Below are 18,641 nucleotides of genomic sequence, written 5' to 3' on the forward strand. Positions count from 1 at the left end.
ACCATGGAACTCCGCTATCTGCGCTACTTCATCGCCGTCGCTGAACAACTGCACTTCACGCGGGCGGCGGAGTCGCTGGGCATCTCGACGCCCACCTTGACCGTGCAGATCCGCAAGCTGGAAAAAGAGTTGCAGCTACGGCTGCTGAATCGCAGCACCAAGCGCGCCGTGTCCTTGACCGCGGCAGGCGAGGCCTTCCTGGTCGAGAGCCGCGCCGTCGTCGAACGCATGGAGCGCGCAATCAGCGTTGGCCGCCAGGCCAGCCGCGGCGAGATTGGCCGTGTCGAGATCGGCTACGTCGGTTCGGCCGCGTTCTCCGGCCTGCTGCAGCAGCGCGTCGGGCAGTACCGCGTGGACTGGCCCAACGTCGTCATCAAGGCGTCTGAACTGCCGATGGACGGATTGCCGGCGATGCTGGAAGAGGGCAAGCTGGATATCGCCTTCGTGCGTATGCCCGTCATCCTGCCGTCGGCCCTGACCAGCCAGGTGCTCAGCCGCGACAAGTTCTGCGTCGCCATGCCGGCGCGGCACGCGCTGGCGCAGGGCCGCCTGCCCATACAGCCCGGGGCGCTGGCCCAGGAAACCTTCATCGTTCCGGAGCAGCGGCGCGGCTTGCAGGAAGTGGCGCATCGTGGCGAATTCGAACCCGCCATCGGCGCGGTTCCCGGTGGACTGCTGGCCGTCCTTACGCACGTCTCGCTGGGCGCGGGTGTCGCTATCGTGCCTGACACGCTGCGCACGGTCATCACGCTGCCGAATATCGTCTATCGCAACCTCGCGGAGCCGGCCATTACCTCGGAAGTGGCGGCGGTGTTCCGCAAGTATGAGCGGTCGCCGCCAGTGCTGAACCTGCTCAAGCAGTTGAAGGGGTGATGGGCGGTCGGGGCGCGGATTCGGCAGGTCGGGAGGCCAGCCGATTCTCCGGCAGACCGGCCGGTGGCGCTGCCGGCAGGCTGGCAGGCAACTGGAACCAGAACGCCATGCCGCCGCCGCTGCGGGCGCGCACTTCCAGCGTGCCGCCATGCGCTTCGACGATGGAGTGGCAGATGGCCAATCCCATTCCCATCCCGTGCGTCTTGGTGGTGTAGAACGCATCGAAGATGCGCGGCAGGGTCTCGGCGGCGATACCCGGGCCCCTGTCCTTGACGCTGATCTCGATGCGGCCATCGCGCAAGGCCGACGACACCTCCAGTTCCCGTTCCGCCAGCGGCGTATCGGCCATCGCATCCAGCGCATTGATGATCAGGTTCAGCACGACCTGTTGCAGCTGCACCCGGTCGGCATCGATGGTGGCCGGGCCGGCGTGCAGGTGGCTGTGCAAACGCACCCCTCTGGCATCGATGTCCATGCGCACCATCTGCAGGACTTCTTCAAGTACCGCATCCGGCAACAGCGGCTCCAGCACGGCCGGCGCCTCCTTGGCCAGAGAACGCAGCGCGCGGATGATCTCCGCCGCCCGCATGGCGTTCTGGCGCGCGTGCGCCATGGCATCCAGCGCCTCTTCGATATTGGGCGTGGCGCGCTTGAGCCAGCGCACGCCGGCGTCCATCGAGGACGCGATCGCCGTCAGCGGCTGGTTGACTTCGTGCGCGATGGACGCGGCCAGGCTGCCCATCACCGTCAGGTGCGAGGTGCGGGCAAGATCGGCGCGCGCATTGCGCAAGTCCAGCTCGGCGCGGGCCCGCCTGTCGTTCTCGCTGATCAGGCGTTCATACAGCTGGGCCGTCTGCAGGGTGATGGCCAGCTGGGGCGCCAGCACTTCCAGCGCTTCGATGTGGGTCTCGTCGAACACGCCGGGCGCCGCATTGTTTTCCAGGTAGAAAACCCCGATCAACTCCCCGCCCCGCTGCAAGGGCAGGCAAAGCACCGAGCGCAGCAGGCGCGGCGGATCCGTCAGGCCCTGCAAGGATGGCGCCTGCTGGGTCGCATCGGCCAGCGCCAGGGTCTGGCGCGTGCGCAGCACGCTGTGCAGGACCGTCATGGGCAGCGCGTTTTCTGTCGGGACGCTGCTGCCCAGATGCACGGACACGGTGTGATGCAGCACGCGGGCCGAGGCTTCGACCATGGGACCGGTGGGGCCCATCAACACCAGCAGGCCGTATTGCGCGCCGGCATAGGTGACGATATTGGTCATCAGCGATTCGAGCAGGCGCTCCATCACCACTTCACCGGACAAGGCCTGGGCCGCTTTCAGGCCGCTGGCCCAGCCTGCTTCCTGCTCCCTGCCGGACACCGCGCGGCGTGGGTTGTGCAAGGTCAGGCATTCGCGGTAGGCGCGGCCGACCTGATCGGCCTTGTGTTCGCCATCCAGGCGGCGGTAGCCGGCCTCTGCCGCGCGCAGGTGTTCACCGGCCGCTGTGCGCAGGCCGTGGCTGTCGCACAGCTGCGCCGCCAGTTCGTGCGCCATCGCCTCCTCTTGGGGGAAGCTCGCCAGCTGGGCGGCCTGGATGGCCTGTTCGTGAAGCGCCAACGCCGCCAGGGGTTCGTCACGCAGCCGCGCCAGTTCAGCTTCGATCAGCAGCAGCTTGCCGCGGAACGTCAGCGGATTCAACGCGGCCCAGCGTTCGACGCGGTCGCGCAGCGCGGCAACCGCCGTCATGCGGGCCGCGCAGTCGCCATCCGTGGCCCGTGTACGCGCCAGCGCCAGCGCGAGAAAAAACTTGCACTCGGCCACGTTGATGTGAGCGGGCGCCGCCCAGGCCAGGTCGTGCGCGATCGACAACGCGGCCTTGGCGGGTTCCCATGCGCCCAGATAGGCGTGGATCATGCCCTCGTACAGCGCGACGCGGAAGCGGGTGGGCTGGGATCGGCTCTGTGCCAGGCGTTCAGCCAGCGCCGGCGTGGTGGCGTCGTCTTCCAGTCGCCCCTGCATGGCGCGCACGAAGCGCCGTTGCGCCAGCAGGATGAGTTCGATGTCGCGATATCGCACCAGGCGCGTCAGCGCCAGGCCACGTTCGATTTCCTCGTCCACCAGGCGCAACGCCTCGCCCATGGACAAGAGGTCGCACACCAGATGGTAAGTGGCATAGCAGGCCATGCCGGGCGCGCCCGACGCCCAGCCTTGCTGCACGGCGCCGCGCACCTGGTCGAGCGAGAACCACAGCGGCCGCGTCCAGGTGCTTACGCGGCCGGCCGCGACCAGCGTGGCCATGCGCTCGGCGTCATAGCGGTGGCGGTCCACCAAGTCCTTGGCGACCATGCCGTAGGCCAGGCCGTCTTCATATTCCTCGTAGATATCCGCGATGAAAACGCCGAACCAGGCCATGCCGTAAGGCGCGTGGGGCGTGATGCCATGCGTCAGCGTCAGCTCCACCATCTTGGCGACGTGCAGGAAGCACAGGTTGTCCTTCACGAACAGTGATGAGATCAGCGTGGAAAGCAGCCCCATCGCGGCGTGCACGCGGCGATCGTCGGTAAGCGGCAGCTGGGCCAGGCTGGCGATATCGCGGCCGGCGCGCGCACGGGTGACGGCGTCGCGGGCCTGGCGCCATGCGGTGGCGCCGGCATTGCGGTCCAGGCGCACGCCCAGCATGTCCAGGCCGGACAACGCGGTGGCGATGGCGCCCTCGTAATCGGATTGCACGGTCTGCAGTTCAGCCTTCAGGCGGTAGACGGCAGCGCGATCCAGTACCGGCAGGATGCGCGCCAGCAGGCCGTCGATCTCGCGCTCGGCGAGCGGCAGTTCGGCCTGGGCGATCAGGCATTCGCAGCGCAGCAGGCTGGCTTCATAGGCCAGCTGCTTGTGCCTGCGCCACCAGTCTGGACGCATCAGCGCGTGGGCCGCATCGACGTGGCGCACCGCCTGGGCCAGCGCGGCGGCGTCCTTGGCGCGGCGGCCGGCCACCACCAGGGCCTGAACGAATGCCACCTGCCTGGTCTCCGTCAGCGGATGGCCGGCCGCGCGCTCGATCTGGTTGCTGATGTCGAAAGCATGTTCGGCCAGGCGGTCGCCGTAGTGCAGGATCATGGCGTGGGCGATATGGGCGTGCCGTGCCGGCCGGTCCTGCTCGGGCACCGTGCCGTAAGCGGCCTCCAGGAAGCGGTCGTGCGTGAAGGCGTAGCCTTTGCGGGTATGGACCAGCAGCTTGGCATTCACCAGGGCGGCCAGGTCTGCGTCGATATCGGTCTCGTGGCAGGTGGCGATATCGGCCAGCAGGGTGGTACGCGCCCGCGCGCCGAGGCAGGCCAGGTGACCCAGCAATCCCGCGGCGGAGGCGGGCAACTGCCCGATGCGGCGCGCCATCAAGCCGGTCACGCCGCCGGCGTAGCAGTCGGCCAGGCGCTGGATATCCCAGGTCCAGATGGCGCCTGCGGCTTTGACTTCGCCTGCCTCCTTTGCGCCTGCGCCCCTTTCGCCTGTGCCCCGTTCGACTGCGCTTTCACCTTGCCTGCGCAGCACGCCGTCGTCCAGCAGGGCGCGCAGCAACTGCTGTGCATGGAAGGGATTGCCATCGGTGATGCGGTGCATGGCTGCGCCCAGGCCCGCGATGTTGGCCGGCGCCGTATGCAGTTGCGCGGCGATCATGCCGGACAGGGCGTTCTCGTCCAGGGGCGCCAGCGCGATGCGGGTGATGGGCAGCGTATGCGTGCGGTGCGCGTGGTCCAGCCAGTTCAGGTCGGTCGCCGGGGCCAGGCTGCCGGCGTCGCGGCAGGTCGCCACGATCAGGAGATGGCGCGGCGGGCGTGCGATGTAGGCTTGCAGGAAAGCCAGGGTGGAACTGTCTGCCCACTGGATATCGTCGAGCAGCAACACCAGCGGCACGGCCCGGCTGGCGAAAACGCTAAGCGTGGCCAGGATGGCGTCCAGCGCGCGGCGCTGAGCCTGGGGCGCCGGCACCGTCGGCAGCGGCGCCGTGGCGCCCAGCACGTGGTGCATCTCCGGCAGGATCTCGGCCACCGCGCGGGCCTGTCCCGCCAGCGCGGCAAGCCACGCCAGGCGCAATTCCTCGCGTTCGGCGGGCGGGCTGTTGAGGGCCTGGCGCGTGAGGGCGTGCAGGGCCTGGGCCAGCGATGCGTAGGGAATGTCGTGATGCTGCAGGTCGCACTTGCCGGCCACATATCGAGCCGCAACCCCAGCCGCAACGCCGGAGGCACCTTCGGCCGCAATCGCGGCGGCAGCCCCGGCCGTACTACCAGCCGTCCGCCCGGCCGCGGCGCCCGCATGTGCCAGTGCCTCGGCCAGCGCGGACTTGCCCGAGCCGGCCGGGCCATAGATCAGGACCAGTTCGGCGCTGCCATGCGTCCGCACACGGACCAGCGCATCGACCAGCTGCCGCAACTGTGCCTCGCGGCCATACAGTGCCGGTGCGGCGGCCGATGGCTGGGCCGTATCTTGGCTGGGAGGCTGGGGCAGGGCGTCGAACGTCATGCGCGGAGCATACCGCGCTACGGCCGGCGTCTACGTCCAGGAATCATCGCCGCCGCCACCACGCCCAGGGCATGTACCCCACAGAACAGGATGAAGGTGCTGGAGAAGGCGGCGGCCGTGTGGCTCGCCGCTGCGCCATTCATGGACGCGCCCAGGCTGGCATGCAGCCAGATCGCCAGGACGGTGGTGGCGATAGGGCCGCCCAGACGCTGCACGATGTTCAGCGCGGTGGTCGCCACCGGCAGCCGTTCCCGCGGCATGTCCGCGTAAGCCGACGACATCGACGGGATGTTGATCGATCCCAGTCCCGTGCCACGCAGCCACAGCAGGGCGCAGATCACCAGATCCGGCATCTCGTAGCGGTCCACCAGCACGAAAGGCAAGGTGCCGGCCAGCCCGATCAGCGCGCCGCCCGTGGCGACGCGGCGCGAGCCGAAGCGGTCCGTGAGCTTGCCCATCAGCGGGAAGGCGCAGATCAGGCCCAGGCCCATCAGCGCCAACAGGATGCCCGCGCGCGACGGCGAATAGCCCCGCGCCGTGATCAGGTAAAGGGGAAACAGCAGTTGCCCGCCGTAGGTCATGCAGTTGGTGAGGAACTGCGTCGCGGCCGAGGCGGAGAATGTGCGCGTGCGGAACAGGCGGATGTCGATCAGGGCCGCGCCGGCGCGCCGCGTCGCATGCCACAGAAAGGCCGCCAGCAGCACGATGGCCGCGCCCAGTTCCAGCCGGACGCCTTGCGGGTCGGTGGTGGTGGCGCTGGCCAGCGTCTCCAGGCTGTGCAGCAGCATGGCCAGGGCCGGCGCCAGCAGGATGAAGCCCAGGGAGTCGAAGTTGCGGCGCACCCGCAGGTCGCGGTCCGGCGGCAGGACGCGCCAGGCCAGCAGGGTGGCCAGGATGCCGACCGGCAGGTTGACCAGGAAGATCCACTGCCAGCCCGCATGCTGCAGGATCAGCCCGGCCAGGGTCGGGCCCAGGATGGGCCCTATCATCACCGGCATCACGGCTATTCCCATGACGCGCGCCATATTGCGGCCGGCCGTGCGTGCCATCATCATCTGGGACAGCGGGGTCAGCACGCCGCCGGCCATGCCTTGCAAGATGCGGAACAGGATCAGGCTGGGCGCCGTGGTGGCCATGCCGCAAAGCAGGGAGGTCAGCGTGAAGATGGAGAACGTCGCCAGGTACACCCTGCGCGCGCCCACCCGGTCCACCAGCCAGCCGGTCAGCGGCAAGGTCAGGGCCAGGGCGAGCAGGTAGCCGCTGGACACCCACTGGATCGTCGTCAGCGTGGTATCGAGTTTTTCCGCCAGTGTGGACAGCGACACGTTGACCACGGTCGAGTCCAGCTGCGCCATCAGCGGCGCCAGCATGACCACGCCGGCGATCTTCCAGACTTGGGGGTCGATGCGTTCCCTGCGCTGCGTATCAGCGCCGGAAACCTGGGCGGGCGTGGTGCCGGAATCGGTGGTGGACACGGGGACGAGAAACGCCGTTGCAGGCGTTGGAGGCTAGTCATGGATCCGCGGGGGCGGGACCAGCCGGTCATTCTAGTGCCGGTGAGCTTAAAGCAAGCTGCGCGGATATCCACCTATTGCGGTGTGCGGCGTTGGGTGTTCAGCGCGGGATTCAGGAAACCACGCATGGCAGTGATGCCGCGCTGAAGGCGGGCAGTTCGAGCAGGTTCCGGAGATTCATCCGTGGGGCGTTACGGTCGTCGATCCGCGCGTCCTGGTCGCCAGGGATGGTGTTCGCAAGGACTGCCATGATGTGGGGATTGCTGGCGCGCAGCAGGGCCACGAGGCCGCCGGGGTCGCGCTGGGCCAGCGCGTGGCGGCACAAGGTAAAGAGATAGCCGGCGTCCTCATCCGTGTCATCCCTGACTGGCTGCCCGTCCTTTTCATTCATCGCATCCCGCCTGTCCTGCCCGTCCCGACCATCCCGCCCGTCCGTCTTCGGCCGGCGGCCCTGCGCCGGCGACGAACGCAGCCGCCGCAGCAGGCGGTGCAGATGCTGGCGGGACGCATCCTCGCTGCGTCCGGCCAAGGCGCCCAGTTCGGCATGGCTGAACTCGAAGATTTCATACAGCAGCACGGCCGCCGCGTCGGCCGGGGCCAGGGTGTGGCTGAGATGAGCGAGCGCGGCTTCCACCCGCTGCGCCTGCGCGGCCAGGCGTTGCGGATCGTCTTCGTCCTGCGCCGTGGCGACAGCGCCCCCAAGGCCGTTGTTTGCGATAGCCCCGCCAGCTTCGGGGGCCCCGGCAAATCCGATTGCTCCAGCAGCCTCGGCGGCGCCATTGGAAAGAATCGCGTGATAACGCCCCTGCCGCCGCAGGAAATCGATGCAGAGATGGTGCAATACGGTCACCAGCCACGCCTCCCGGCCCGAATCGCTGGCAGGCAGCGCAGTGGCCGCCGTGCGCAGATAGGTGTCCTGCACCAGATCTTCCGCCTCGGCGCCCTGGGCCAGCCAGCGCCGGGCCAGGGCAATCAGGCGCCTGCGCAGCGCGTCATCGTGGCTCAATGGATGGGAGGACATGGCGGCTGTCACGTTTCATGTGGCTGGTTCGTATAGCGGGTGAACTTAACACGAACAGGAGTTCTCCCCGATGTATGCACCGACCCATGCCACCGATCCGGACCATCCCGCCCAGGCTGCCCCTGGACAGAACAACACCTTCCTGGAGGAGAAAACCTTCCGCACCAGGACGGTGCTGGTGTTCGGCCCCGTCACGGATGCGTCGGCGTCCGAAACGGTGCGCCGCCTGCTCACCCTGGACGCGGAGTCCAGCGCGCCCATCAACATGATCGTGTCGTCCCCTGGCGGCCATCTGGAATCGGGCGATGCGATACACGATGTCGTCCGCTTCATTACCGCGCCGGTCAACATGATAGGCACGGGCTGGGTCGGCAGTGCCGCCACGCATCTGTACCTGGGCGCAGCACGCGAGCGCCGCTTCTGCCTGCCGCAGACCCGCTTCCTGATCCACCAGCCTAGCGGTGGCGCCGGCGGCGTCGCCAGCGACATTGCCATCCAGGCGCGCGAGATCGTCAAGGCGCGTGAACGCATCGCCCGCGTCATTGCGCGCGAAAGCGGCCAACCCCTGGAACGCGTGCTGGCGGACATCGAACGCGACCACTGGATGCCGGCGGACGAGGCCGTCGCCTACGGCCTGGTCACGCGCATCATCGAGCGGCGCGGGGAGTTGGATGAAGGGCTGGGCCGGGGTTAGGACCGGAATCCGGCCAAGGCCAGCGCGCATGTAGGGCGCCGCGGCCAGCGACCTGGCCGCACCTAGCCGGTCGCAACGATGCCCTGTTCACTGACGATGTGGCGCAGCGTCAGCAGCCAGTTTGAGAAGGCGCGGATCTCCGGCCGGCGGCCGGTGTCCGAACGATAGAGCAGGTAGTACGCGTCGCCCGTGGGCACGCGCAGGTCGAAAGGAAAGAACAGTTCGTGGCGCCACTCGAGCAGGTCTATGTCGGCGGCCGCCACGCAGGCCACGCCTTGGCCTTCGCGCGTGGCCAGCACCGCCATGAAGCGCTGGCCGACCCAGATCGATTTGGCGTCCGCGGGCATGGACGCACCATTGGCCTGCAGCCAGGTGTGCCACAGGTCGGGCCGGCTGGCATTGTGTATGAGCGTCAGCTTGCCCAGGTCGTCGATGTCGTCGATGCGAAGACCACCCATGACCAGCCGCCGGCTGCACACGGGCGCGATGTATTCATCCCACACGTGCAGGGCCTCGATACCGGTCCAGTCCTGCACCATGTCGGTGGAGAAGGGGGCATCCTGCGGTGCCGGTACGCGACCCGGCAGGCGGCCCAGGCGCAGCGCGATGTCCACGCCGTCGCGCCTGAAGTCGACCGGCTCCTGCGACGTCGATACGTGCAGCCGGATTTCCGGGTGCAGCCGGTTGAAGTCGGCCAGCCTTTGCAGCAGCCACAGGCTGGCGCAGGAGGACAGCACGCTGATCGACAGCGGCTTGCCGGGTTCGGCAAGATGATCGACACGGGTATTGGCGATCTGGTCCAGCACCGAGGTGGCCATGGTCAGGTAGCGGCGGCCGGCCGCGGTGAGAATCACGCCGCGCGCTTCGCGCTGGAACAGATCGACCCCCAGGAATTCCTCCAGGATCTTGACCTGCCGGCTGACCGCGCCCTGGGTCACGCTCAGCTCATTGGCCGCGGCGGTGAAGTTTCCATGGCGGCCGGCCGCTTCGAAGGCACGCACTGCAAGCAAAGGGGGAAGGCGACGTTTCACTTGATAGGTATGAGTAAAACTGAGTCAGCCCTCAGGATAAATCGTTTGTGCACTGCGGGGACGATTCGTCACACTGGCCGCCATGACTGATGCCCGATTTTTCTTTGAAATCGACGGCATTGGCGAAAATTAGAGGGAAAACCCTCATCGTCAAGGGGAATACAGCATGCCTCATGCTGCGAGTGCGCCTGCCTATGCGGCAGGTGGCGGTGTGTCGTCTCGGCGGCGCCGCGCACCCGGCCATCGGCCGATCGATTCGTCTCCCGTTTCGTGGGGAGCTACCCCTGTCAATTTTTCTTCCCGGACCTGGACGTCATTCGCGACGGCCGGTGCGCCAGTCTTTTCCCGCAACTGATAGGAGTAGCAAAATGCGTAAAGGGTTTTCCGCCGTACTCGGTTCCTTCCTGTTGTCCGCCTGCGCGCTGAGCGGCGCCGCTCATGCGGAATTTCACACCGCCGTCGACGCCACGTATTCGCCCCACGCGATGCGCGACCTGTCGGGCAACCTGATCGGCTTCAACATCGACCTGACCAACGCCATGAGCAAGGAGCTGGGCGAGAAGATATCCATCGACGGCGTGGAATGGAACGCCATCGTGCCGGGCCTGATGTCCAAGAAATATGACTACATCGCCGCGCCGATGACGGTCACGCCCGAGCTGGCCCAGAGCTTCATCTTCACCGAAGGCTATCTGAAGTCGATCTACGCCTTCGTGCAGAAAAAGGGCACGCCCGACATCAAGACTTCGGCCGACCTGCGCGGCAAGATCATCACCGTGAACAAGGGCAATCCGATGGAACGCTGGCTGCAGGCGCACCAGCAGGAGTACGGCTACACGTTCCAGTCGTTCGGCACCAATGCCGACGCCGTGCAGGCCGTAATCTCCGGCCGCGCCTACGCCAATATGGCCACCATGCCGGTGATCCGCTGGGCGTCCAAGCAGAACCCCTTGCTGACGCCAGCGTCGTTCAGCATCGATTCCGGCAACGTGGTGGCGATGGCCTTTCGCAAGGATGACGGTGCCACCCGCGCCAAGTTTTCGAACGCGCTGAAGTGCCTCAAGCAGAAGGGCGTCGTCTCTGCCCTGGTCGAGAAGTGGATGGGCTACAAGCCCGCTGCCGACGACCTGCCGGCCAAGGCCGTCGATGGCACCGGCATCCCCGGCCTGCCCGGCTATGACGCGACGCCGGTCACGCTGGCCTGCAGCAAGTAATCCGCACGCAACCACGGTCGAGAGGAAGCGGCATGGCCTACCCTGTGCTTGAAATCGTCAATCTGCAAAAGAGCTATGGCGCCAACCAGATTCTCAAGGGCGTCGACCTGTCGGTCAGCGCCGGCGAACTGGTTTGCATCATCGGCCCGTCCGGGTCGGGCAAGAGCAGCCTGCTGCGTTGCTGCAACCGGCTCGAAAGCGTGCAGGGGGGGCAGGTCCTGATCGATGGGGAAGAAATCACACGCGAGGATGTCGACTTGAATCGCCTGCGCCAGAAAATCGGCATGGTGTTCCAGTCGTTCAACCTCTATCCCCATCTGCGCGTGATCGAGAACGTGTCACTGGCCTTGCGTCACGTCAAGAAGATGTCGCGCAAGGATGCCAACGACAAGGCTGTCGATGCGTTGACCAAGGTCGGCCTGGCCGACAAGCTGATGGCCAGGCCGGGCGAGCTGTCCGGCGGCCAGCAGCAGCGCGTGGGCATCGCGCGCGCCATCGCCCTCGACCCCAAGGTGTTGCTGCTCGACGAGCCCACCAGCGCGCTCGATCCCGAGCTGGTGGGCAGCGTGCTGGAAGTGATGAAGAGTCTCAAGAACCTGGGCATCACCATGCTGGTGGTGACGCATGAGATGGGCTTCGCCCACGATGCGGCGGACCGGGTGATCTTCATGGAGGGCGGCGTCGTGGTCGAAGACGGGCCGCCCCGGCAGATTTTCGAAACCCCGACGCAAGCCCGCACCCGTGAATTCGTGGGCCGCTATACCAAGGGGCGCTGAGCATGGATTCCAGCATCGTCGATGTCTTCCTGAATTGGGAAGTCATCCACCGCTACCTGCCCGACATCCTGGAAAGCCTGGTCGTCACCATCGCGCTGTCCGTCCTCATCGTGATCGGCGGCCTGGTCCTGGGCGCCGTGCTGGCGGTGGCGCGCGCGGCCGGCAACCGGCTGCTCGCCGTGCTGATCGTCATTTATGTGGACGTCTGGCGCACCATTCCACCCATGGTCTACCTGATCGTGGTGTTCTTCTGCGCACCCTATCTGGGACTGACGCTGTCGCCCTTTGCCTCGACCTGGATCACGCTGACGCTCATCCTGGCGGCGTTCATCGAGGAATGTGTCTGGGTAGGCATCCTGGCGGTGCCCAAGGGGCAGGTCGAAGCCGCGCGCTCGACCGGCATGTCATGGCTCAAGACCATGCTGCACGTGGTACTGCCGCAGGCCGTGCGGATGATGATAGGCCCGATCACGGGAAAGATCGCGGCCATCACCAAGGAGACGGCGCTGGGCTCCGTCATCGGCCTTACCGAAATCCTGGGCGTGTCCGAGTCGGCGTCGTCGAACTCCGGCAATCCGTCGACGCTGTCCGTGGCCGTGGTGCTGTACCTCGCCATCTTCCTGCCGGTGGTGATGGGTAGCCGCTACCTGGAGCGGACCTGGAACTGGAGGAAATAGCCATGCAAGACGGATTACTGGATACCTTCTTCAACCTGGACATCTTCGGCCAGGTCCTGCCGCTGATGCTCAAGGGCCTGTGGATGACCTTCCAGCTGTCGGTGTTCACCATCGTGCTGGGACTGTCGGTCGGCCTGCTCATTGCGCTGGGCGTGACGCAGCGCAAGTCGCGCGCCCTGCGCATCGCGCTGACGATCTACATCGACCTGTTCCGCGCGCTGCCGCCGCTGGTGCTGCTGATTTTCATCTCCTTCCTGATCCACTTCTGGGGCATGGATTGGAGCAACTGGGGCATCATCGCCTTGAGCTTCACGTTGAGCACGGCTTGCTACTACGGCGAAATCCTGCGAGCCGGCATCGAAGCGGTGCCGGGCGGGCAGGTCGAGGCCTCGCGTTCGACCGGCATGAGCGCGACGCAGACGCTGCGCTGCATCGTGTTGCCGCAGGCCTTTCGCAGCACCAACCCGGAGCTGTGCAGCAACAGCCTGCTGGTGATCAAGATGACAGCGATTGCCAGCGTGGTAGGCCTGCAGGACCTGCTGGGCATGGCGCGCAATGCGCAATCGTTGTTGTACAGCCCGGCGCCGCTGATCCTGTGCGCATTGATCTACCTGGTGTTGCTGTGGCCGGCCGTGCGCTGGGTCAGCAGCATGTCTGAACGGGAGGTCCGGTAGAAGCAAGGCGATGCAAGGCATATCCAAAGAACTACATCCGGAGAGCATGAAATGAAACTACCCCATCACGACCGCTACGACTTCAGCCCCATCGTCGACCGTCCCGACTATAGCTGGCCCGAAGGCAAGCGCCTGGCGGTTTTCCTGTGCAACAACATCGAGTACTTCGCCTTTCGCGCGGGCATGGGCTCGGACAGCGCCGATGGCCTGACCAAGCAGAACCAGCGTAATTTTGCCTGGCGCGACTACGGCAACCGTGTCGGACTTTGGCGCTACCTTGACCTGCTCGACGAGTACGGCATTCCGGGCGCGCACAACGTCAACTCCGCGGTGCTCGAACATTGCCCGCAGATTCTGGAACGCCTGGTTGCACGCAAGGATGAACTGATCGGCCATGGCCGCTCCAACGCCGAACGCCAGGACGGTTTGTGGGAAGAAGACGAGGAACATCTCATCCGCCAGTGCACCGAGGTCGTCACCCGCCTGTCCGGTACGCAGCCCAAGGGCTGGCTGGGCCCCTACCTGGCCGAATCGGCGTGCACGCTGGATCTGCTGAAGGAAGCCGGCTATGACTACGTCATGGAGTGGCCGGCCGACGACCAGCCGTTCTGGATGCAGACGCGTTCCGGCCCCATCCTGTCCGTGCCCTATCCGATCGAGCTGAACGACTCGCCGGCAATGGTGTTTCGCCGCCATGGCGCGCGCGAGTTCTGCGACATGCTGATCGACCAGTTCGACGAAATGCTCGCCGAATCGTCCAAGCATCCGCTGGTATTCAGCATCGCCCTGCATCCCTTCATCATCGGCCAGCCTTATCGGCTGCGCGCCTTCCGCCGCGTGCTCGACCACATCTTCAAGTCGCGCGACAAGTTCTGGCTGACCACGCCTGGCGAGATCGCCAAATATTGCGCCGCACTGCCGGCCGGTGTGGTGCCTGGCAGCATTTCCGGAGACTGACACCATGCTGGATTCCCACGGACGTTTTCCCCATTCCGATCTTCCCACCCGCCCCAAGTTCACCTGGCCACAAGGCAAGAAGCTGGCGGTCTATATCGCTGTCAATATCGAACACTTTCCCTATGGCGTGCAGTGCGGGGTCGACCTGGACCGCCAGACGCTGCCATGGAGCCAGCGCAGCTGGCTGTGGCGCGACTACGGCAACCGCATCGGCGGCTGGCGCCTGATCGAACTGTTCGACGAGTTGCGCATGCCCGTGGGCGTGATCGCCAACTCGGCCAACTACGAGCACTGCCCCGGCCTGATCGCCGCGCACCGCGCACGCGGCGATGAACTGATCGCGCATGGCCGCTCCAACGCCGAGCGCCAGATCGAGATGCCGATCGACCAGGAACGCGCCATGGTGCAGGAGGTCACGGACTATATGACGCAGGCCGACGGCGTCAAGCCGGCCGGCTGGTTGAGTCCGTATCTCACCCCCAGCCTGAACACCACCGATCTGCTGGCCGATGCGGGCTATGACTACACGCTGGACTGGGGTATCTGCGACGAGCAGCCGTTCTGGGTCAGGGCCGGCGAGCGCCGTATCCTGTCGGTGCCGTATCCCATCGAGCTCAACGACCAGCCCGCGGTCGTGTACCGGCGCAATACGGCGGCGGAATATGCCGAGATGATCGTCGACAACTTCGAGGAAATGCTGGACCGGGCGCAGGACACGCCGCTGGTATGCGCGATCTCGCTGCACTCGTTCATCATGGGCCAGCCTTTCCGTGCGCGCCGCCTGCGGGAAGCGCTGCGGCGCATCGTCAACCATCCGGACGTGTGGGTGACGTTGCCGCGCGACATCGCGGCGTACTACAAGGCGCTGCCCGCCGATGTCCAGTTGGCCGCCTGATCCGGTCTTTCCCTTCAAGTGCCGCGCGCCGGGCCCAGCCGCATTCGCCTGGCGGCTGAGCGCACCGGAGCGCGAACGCCGGGTGCGCGACGCCGTGGCCTGCGCGGCCGAGGGTGACGCGCACCTGGGTGCATTCGATCACCTGGATTTGCAGACCGCGCTGGCCGCCAATGCGGCAACGCCTTCGGGCGCCTGGGACGACCCACCCGACGCGTCGACCTTCTGGCGGAAATCCATGGCGCAAGGCCGGCCCGGGCTGCTCGAAGGCATACCCTTCGCCGCCAAGTCCCTGTTCTGCGCGCCGCCCATGCCGACGGGGCCCGGCACGCGCCTGCCCGTGCCGGTGGATGCGCGCGGTCCCGGGCCGGCGCTGGCCGCCCTGCAGGCCGCGGGGGCTTTGCTGATCGGCATGACGCGGACCACCGAGTTCGCGCTGGGCAACTACAACCTCGGCCATCCGATGCCCCGCAACCCGCTGCCCTATGCGGATGCCAGCGCAACGGGCGGCTCCAGCGGTGGCTCTGCCTGCGCGGTGGGCGGCCGGCTGGTGCCTTTGGCGCTGGGCACCGACACCGGCGGTTCGGTGCGTATACCGGCCGCCTTGTGCGGCGTGGTTGGCTACAAGTCCAGTGCGTCGCTGGTGTCGTGCGAAGGCGTCTATCCGCTGAGTCCGGCGCTGGACAGCGTCGGCGTGCTGGCGCAGGACGTCGGCCTGGCCGAACTGGCGGTGCGCGCGATGACGGGCTGTGCGCCGGCCCCGGTGACGTTGTCGCAACTGCGGCTGGGGGTGTGCGACACCATGAATTCCGACCTCGACCGGCCGGTCGACCATGCGTGGCGCCGCGTGCTGTCCTGCCTGCTGCGCGCGGGCGTGACGCTGATTCCCATCGATCTGCCCGGCCTGGACCGGATCGGCGCCATCTATGCGGAGCTGGTGCCTTACCAACTGCGCGAATATCTGGGCAAGGGTTTGCTCAAGCGGTATTACGGCCTGCTCGACCCGGTCGCGCAGGCACGAATGGCGCCGGCGATGTCGATGACGCAGGCGCGTGCCGATGAGTTGCTGGGCCTGCGGGTTGAACTCGCCGAACGGGCGCGCGTGGCGCTGCGGGGACTGCATGGGTGGATCGCGCCCGCCACGCCTTGCCTGGCGCCGCCCCTTGCATCGTTGGATAGCGTGGAGGCCGTCATGCGCTTCAATGCCCGTGTGTCGCTGCAGGCCCGGCCGGTCAACGTCTACGACCAGTGCGCCGTGACGATCCCGGCGCAGTGGCCGGATATGGCGTTGCCGGTCGGCATCCAGATCGCCGCCGGGCAGGGGGAGGACGCGCAGGTGCTAGGTATCGCCCGCGCGCTGTCGCATCTTTACGCCGAGGCCTGAGTTAGGTCGAGGCCCCGCTTACTTCGAAGCGTGGGCGCCGGCGAAGATCTGGGCGACGGCCATGCCGACAGCCGCTTGCGACGGTTCGATCACCGGCAGGCCGCAAGCCTGCTCCAGGCGCGCGCGCTGGCGGCCGAAGCCAGCGCAGCCCATTACAAGTACTTCCGCGCCATCTTCGTCGCGCAGGGTGCAGGCCACTTCGGCCAGGCGCTTGAAGGTACTTTCCTCGTCCTCCAGATCGGTCAGGTGCAGGTCGAGCGCGCGTTCGCCCACTACGCGCTTCTCCAATCCCATCAGGGAAAAATAACGGTAGTGGCGCGGCAGCGACTGGCGCGTGGCGGCGATGACGCCGATACGTGTCCGCGTGGCCATGGCAGTCAGCATGCCGGCTTCGCCTATGCCCAGGACGGGGAAGGGGAAGTGCTCGCGCAGGGCCCATAGCCCGGGGTCGCTGAAGCAGGCGATGATGATGGCGGCGGCGTCGGCGGCGTGTTCCTTGGCGAGCTTGAACAGCGGGCCGACGGCCAAGTCTGAATCCAGCTGGCTCTCGATGCCGGGCGGGCCGTCGTGCGCGGTCAGGCAGTCGATGCGCACGGGCAGGCGCGCGAATACCGAGACGGCGTCGGCGACGGCGCCGGTCATGGCGGTCAGGGAATTGGGGTTGATGACGACGATGCGGGGATGGTCGTCGGACGTGCTGGCGCTCATGGCGAATTCCTTGGCGGTAGGCGTATCGGTAATACGGTTCGGCAATGCATGTCGGACACTCCCTTTTCTTGCCGCACTTTTTTAAAAGAAGTCCTTAAACACCACCCTGCGTATCCGGAAAAATCTTGCGCAGGAACGCTGCGCGCGGGCTGGGCTCGCGTGGTTCGGCCAAAGGGCCGGGCTGCCCGCGCGCGATGAAGGCGCCACGGCCGCGGCCGGCGTCGAGCTTGCCGCCATCCACAATCACTTCACCGCGGCTGATGACGGTGGTGGGCCAACCCTTGACCTCGTGCCCCTCGTAGGGCGTATAGCCGACCGCATCGTGCAGCTCTTCCCAGGTGATGCGCACGGTCTTTTCCGGATCCCAGATGGCGATGTCAGCGTCCGAGCCTTCTGCCAACGCCCCCTTGCGCGGGTACATCCCATACATGCGCGCATGATTGGCCGACGTAAGCGCGACGAACTGCTGCAGCGTCAGGCGCCCCTTGCCCACCCCTTCGGAGAACAGCAGCGGCATGCGCGTTTCCAGTCCCGGCATGCCATTGGCCATCTGCTTGAAGGTAGTCTGCTCCCCATGAGGAATCTTGCCGGTCTCATCGTAGCGGTAGGGCGCATGATCGGACGACAGCAGCGTCAGGCCGCCGCTTTGCAGGCTCTGCCACAGCGCCTCCTGCGAGGCCGGATCGCGCGGCGGCGGGCTGCAGCAGAACTTGGCCCCCTCGGTGGAGGGCAGGTCCAGGTTGTCGGCGGTCAGCAGCAGATAGTGAGGGCAGGTCTCGCCGAACACCGGCGCGCCGACCGCACGTGCCGCATGGACGGCCTGGGCACCGCCCTGGGTGGACACGTGGACGATCAGCACGGGCACTTCCAGCACCGCGGCCAGGCGGATGGCGCGCTGCGTGGCTTCGTCCTCGGCATTGGGGTCATGCGCCACCGCGTGGTACTTGGGCGCGGTGTAGCCGGCGGCCAGCAGATGGCGCGCGATCCAGGCAATGACATCATTGTTTTCCGCGTGCACCATGGGCAAGGCGCCTTCGCGCGCGGCCACGGCGAACACGTCGAGCAGCTGCTTGTCATCGAGCTTCATCTTGTCGTACGTCATGAAGACCTTGAACGACGTGATGCCGGCGCGAATCAGCGCCGGCAGCTCATGCTCCAGCGTCTGCGGCGTAGGGTCGGTGATAATCAGGTGGTAGCTGTAGTCGATCACCGACTTGGCGGCGGCCGAGGCGGCGTAGCGCTCGGCGATGTCCTTGAGCGAGTCGCCGCGGTGCTGGGCGGCGAAGGGCACGATGGTGGTGTTGCCGCCGAAGGCAGCCGAGACGCTGGCGCTGTACCAGTCGTCCGCGCACATCACGCCCATGCTGGAAAGCTGCTCGATATGGCAATGGCTGTCGATGCCGCCGGGCATCACCAGACGCCCGCTGGCGTCGATATGGCGGGTGCCTTGGGGCAGCGTGGGCGCGATTGCCGCGATCTTGCCGTCGCGTATGCCGATGTCGCCATCGAACTCGTCGACGTCGGTGACGATGCGGCCGTTGTGGATGGTGAGATCGAAGTTCTGCATGGCGATGTCGATGGCGTGGGCGTTGCTGCTTCCCGGGCACGGAAGGGTTCGCCGTCCATGATGCGCGCCAGCGCCAGGGGAATCACTATGGGAAACTACCAATCCCGGCTCGGGGCCATATCCGCGGGACCGTGGCAAGCGCCTGTTTTCAAACAGGAATCGGG

15 protein-coding genes are annotated in these 18,641 nt (G+C 66.5%); 9 read left to right on the plus strand and 6 right to left on the minus strand.

Annotation, left to right across the window (positions count from 1 at the left end; all coding sequences use genetic code 11):
• The first annotated feature begins 3 nt into the window (after window positions 1-3).
• The gene (locus CEY05_RS25345) at window positions 4-873 is read left to right on the plus strand and encodes a LysR substrate-binding domain-containing protein (RefSeq protein ID WP_088600057.1); all 870 of its coding nucleotides are present in this window, start codon (window positions 4-6) and stop codon (window positions 871-873) included.
• Here the strand turns inward: CEY05_RS25345 and CEY05_RS25350 are convergent.
• From CEY05_RS25350 to CEY05_RS25360, 3 genes are all read right to left on the minus strand, one after another.
• Window positions 854-5,368: an AAA family ATPase gene (locus CEY05_RS25350; protein ID WP_088600058.1), complete on the minus strand. Its 4,515-nt coding sequence runs from the start codon at window positions 5,366-5,368 to the stop codon at window positions 854-856. The two genes, CEY05_RS25345 and CEY05_RS25350, sit on opposite strands and share 20 nt — an antisense overlap.
• A 17-nt stretch (window positions 5,369-5,385) precedes the next feature.
• A complete protein-coding gene (locus CEY05_RS25355; protein ID WP_088600059.1) occupies window positions 5,386-6,843 on the minus strand; it encodes a DHA2 family efflux MFS transporter permease subunit in 1,458 nt (485 codons plus the stop codon).
• A 151-nt stretch (window positions 6,844-6,994) separates the two neighbouring features.
• Complete coding sequence (locus CEY05_RS25360) at window positions 6,995-7,903, minus strand: RNA polymerase sigma factor (RefSeq protein ID WP_233161704.1); 909 nt, start codon at window positions 7,901-7,903, stop codon at window positions 6,995-6,997.
• Window positions 7,904-7,973: 70 nt separating this feature from the next.
• On the opposite strand from CEY05_RS25360, the gene CEY05_RS25365 reads away from it, so the two are divergent.
• Window positions 7,974-8,597 (plus strand): ATP-dependent Clp protease proteolytic subunit, encoded by a 624-nt coding sequence (locus CEY05_RS25365; protein ID WP_088600061.1) that lies wholly within the window; start codon window positions 7,974-7,976, stop codon window positions 8,595-8,597.
• Window positions 8,598-8,659: 62 nt separating this feature from the next.
• Here CEY05_RS25365 and CEY05_RS25370 read toward each other — a convergent pair whose 3' ends face one another.
• On the minus strand, window positions 8,660-9,628 hold the full coding sequence (locus CEY05_RS25370) for a LysR substrate-binding domain-containing protein (protein WP_088600062.1): 969 nt from the start codon (window positions 9,626-9,628) through the stop codon (window positions 8,660-8,662).
• Between the two features lie 368 nt (window positions 9,629-9,996).
• Between CEY05_RS25370 and CEY05_RS25375 the strand changes: the two genes are divergently transcribed.
• Genes CEY05_RS25375 through CEY05_RS25405 form a run of 7 tightly spaced genes read left to right on the plus strand, consistent with a single transcriptional unit; the run spans window position 9,997 to window position 16,202 of the window.
• Window positions 9,997-10,842, plus strand: a complete 846-nt coding sequence (locus tag CEY05_RS25375) for a transporter substrate-binding domain-containing protein (RefSeq protein WP_088600063.1) — start codon at window positions 9,997-9,999, stop codon at window positions 10,840-10,842.
• 32 nt (window positions 10,843-10,874) lie between these two features.
• Window positions 10,875-11,618 (plus strand): amino acid ABC transporter ATP-binding protein, encoded by a 744-nt coding sequence (locus CEY05_RS25380; RefSeq protein ID WP_088600064.1) that lies wholly within the window; start codon window positions 10,875-10,877, stop codon window positions 11,616-11,618.
• Between the two features lie 2 nt (window positions 11,619-11,620).
• Window positions 11,621-12,295 (plus strand): amino acid ABC transporter permease, encoded by a 675-nt coding sequence (locus tag CEY05_RS25385; RefSeq protein WP_088600065.1) that lies wholly within the window; start codon window positions 11,621-11,623, stop codon window positions 12,293-12,295.
• A gap of 2 nt (window positions 12,296-12,297) precedes the next feature.
• Entirely contained in the window at window positions 12,298-12,969 is a 672-nt protein-coding gene (locus tag CEY05_RS25390; protein WP_088600066.1) for an amino acid ABC transporter permease, read from the plus strand.
• A 51-nt stretch (window positions 12,970-13,020) separates the two neighbouring features.
• Window positions 13,021-13,926 (plus strand): polysaccharide deacetylase family protein, encoded by a 906-nt coding sequence (locus CEY05_RS25395; protein ID WP_088600067.1) that lies wholly within the window; start codon window positions 13,021-13,023, stop codon window positions 13,924-13,926.
• Window positions 13,927-13,930: 4 nt separating this feature from the next.
• Window positions 13,931-14,821 carry a polysaccharide deacetylase family protein gene (locus CEY05_RS25400; RefSeq protein ID WP_088600068.1) on the plus strand — a complete coding sequence of 297 codons (891 nt, stop codon included), beginning with the start codon at window positions 13,931-13,933 and terminating at the stop codon, window positions 14,819-14,821.
• Window positions 14,802-16,202 (plus strand): amidase, encoded by a 1,401-nt coding sequence (locus CEY05_RS25405; RefSeq protein ID WP_088600069.1) that lies wholly within the window; start codon window positions 14,802-14,804, stop codon window positions 16,200-16,202. The genes CEY05_RS25400 and CEY05_RS25405 overlap by 20 nt, the downstream gene beginning before the upstream one ends.
• Before the next feature lie 18 nt (window positions 16,203-16,220).
• On the opposite strand, the gene CEY05_RS25410 is transcribed toward CEY05_RS25405, so the two are convergent.
• Both CEY05_RS25410 and hydA read right to left on the minus strand, forming a co-directional pair.
• The gene (locus CEY05_RS25410) at window positions 16,221-16,910 is read right to left on the minus strand and encodes an aspartate/glutamate racemase family protein (protein ID WP_088600070.1); all 690 of its coding nucleotides are present in this window, start codon (window positions 16,908-16,910) and stop codon (window positions 16,221-16,223) included.
• 94 nt (window positions 16,911-17,004) lie between these two features.
• Window positions 17,005-18,477, minus strand: a complete 1,473-nt coding sequence (gene hydA, locus CEY05_RS25415) for a dihydropyrimidinase (RefSeq protein ID WP_088600071.1) — start codon at window positions 18,475-18,477, stop codon at window positions 17,005-17,007.
• Between the last annotated feature and the right edge of the window lie 164 nt (window positions 18,478-18,641).

The sequence above is a fragment of the Achromobacter sp. HZ34 genome (genome assembly GCF_002209485.1).
Classification (GTDB): domain Bacteria; phylum Pseudomonadota; class Gammaproteobacteria; order Burkholderiales; family Burkholderiaceae_B; genus Bordetella_C.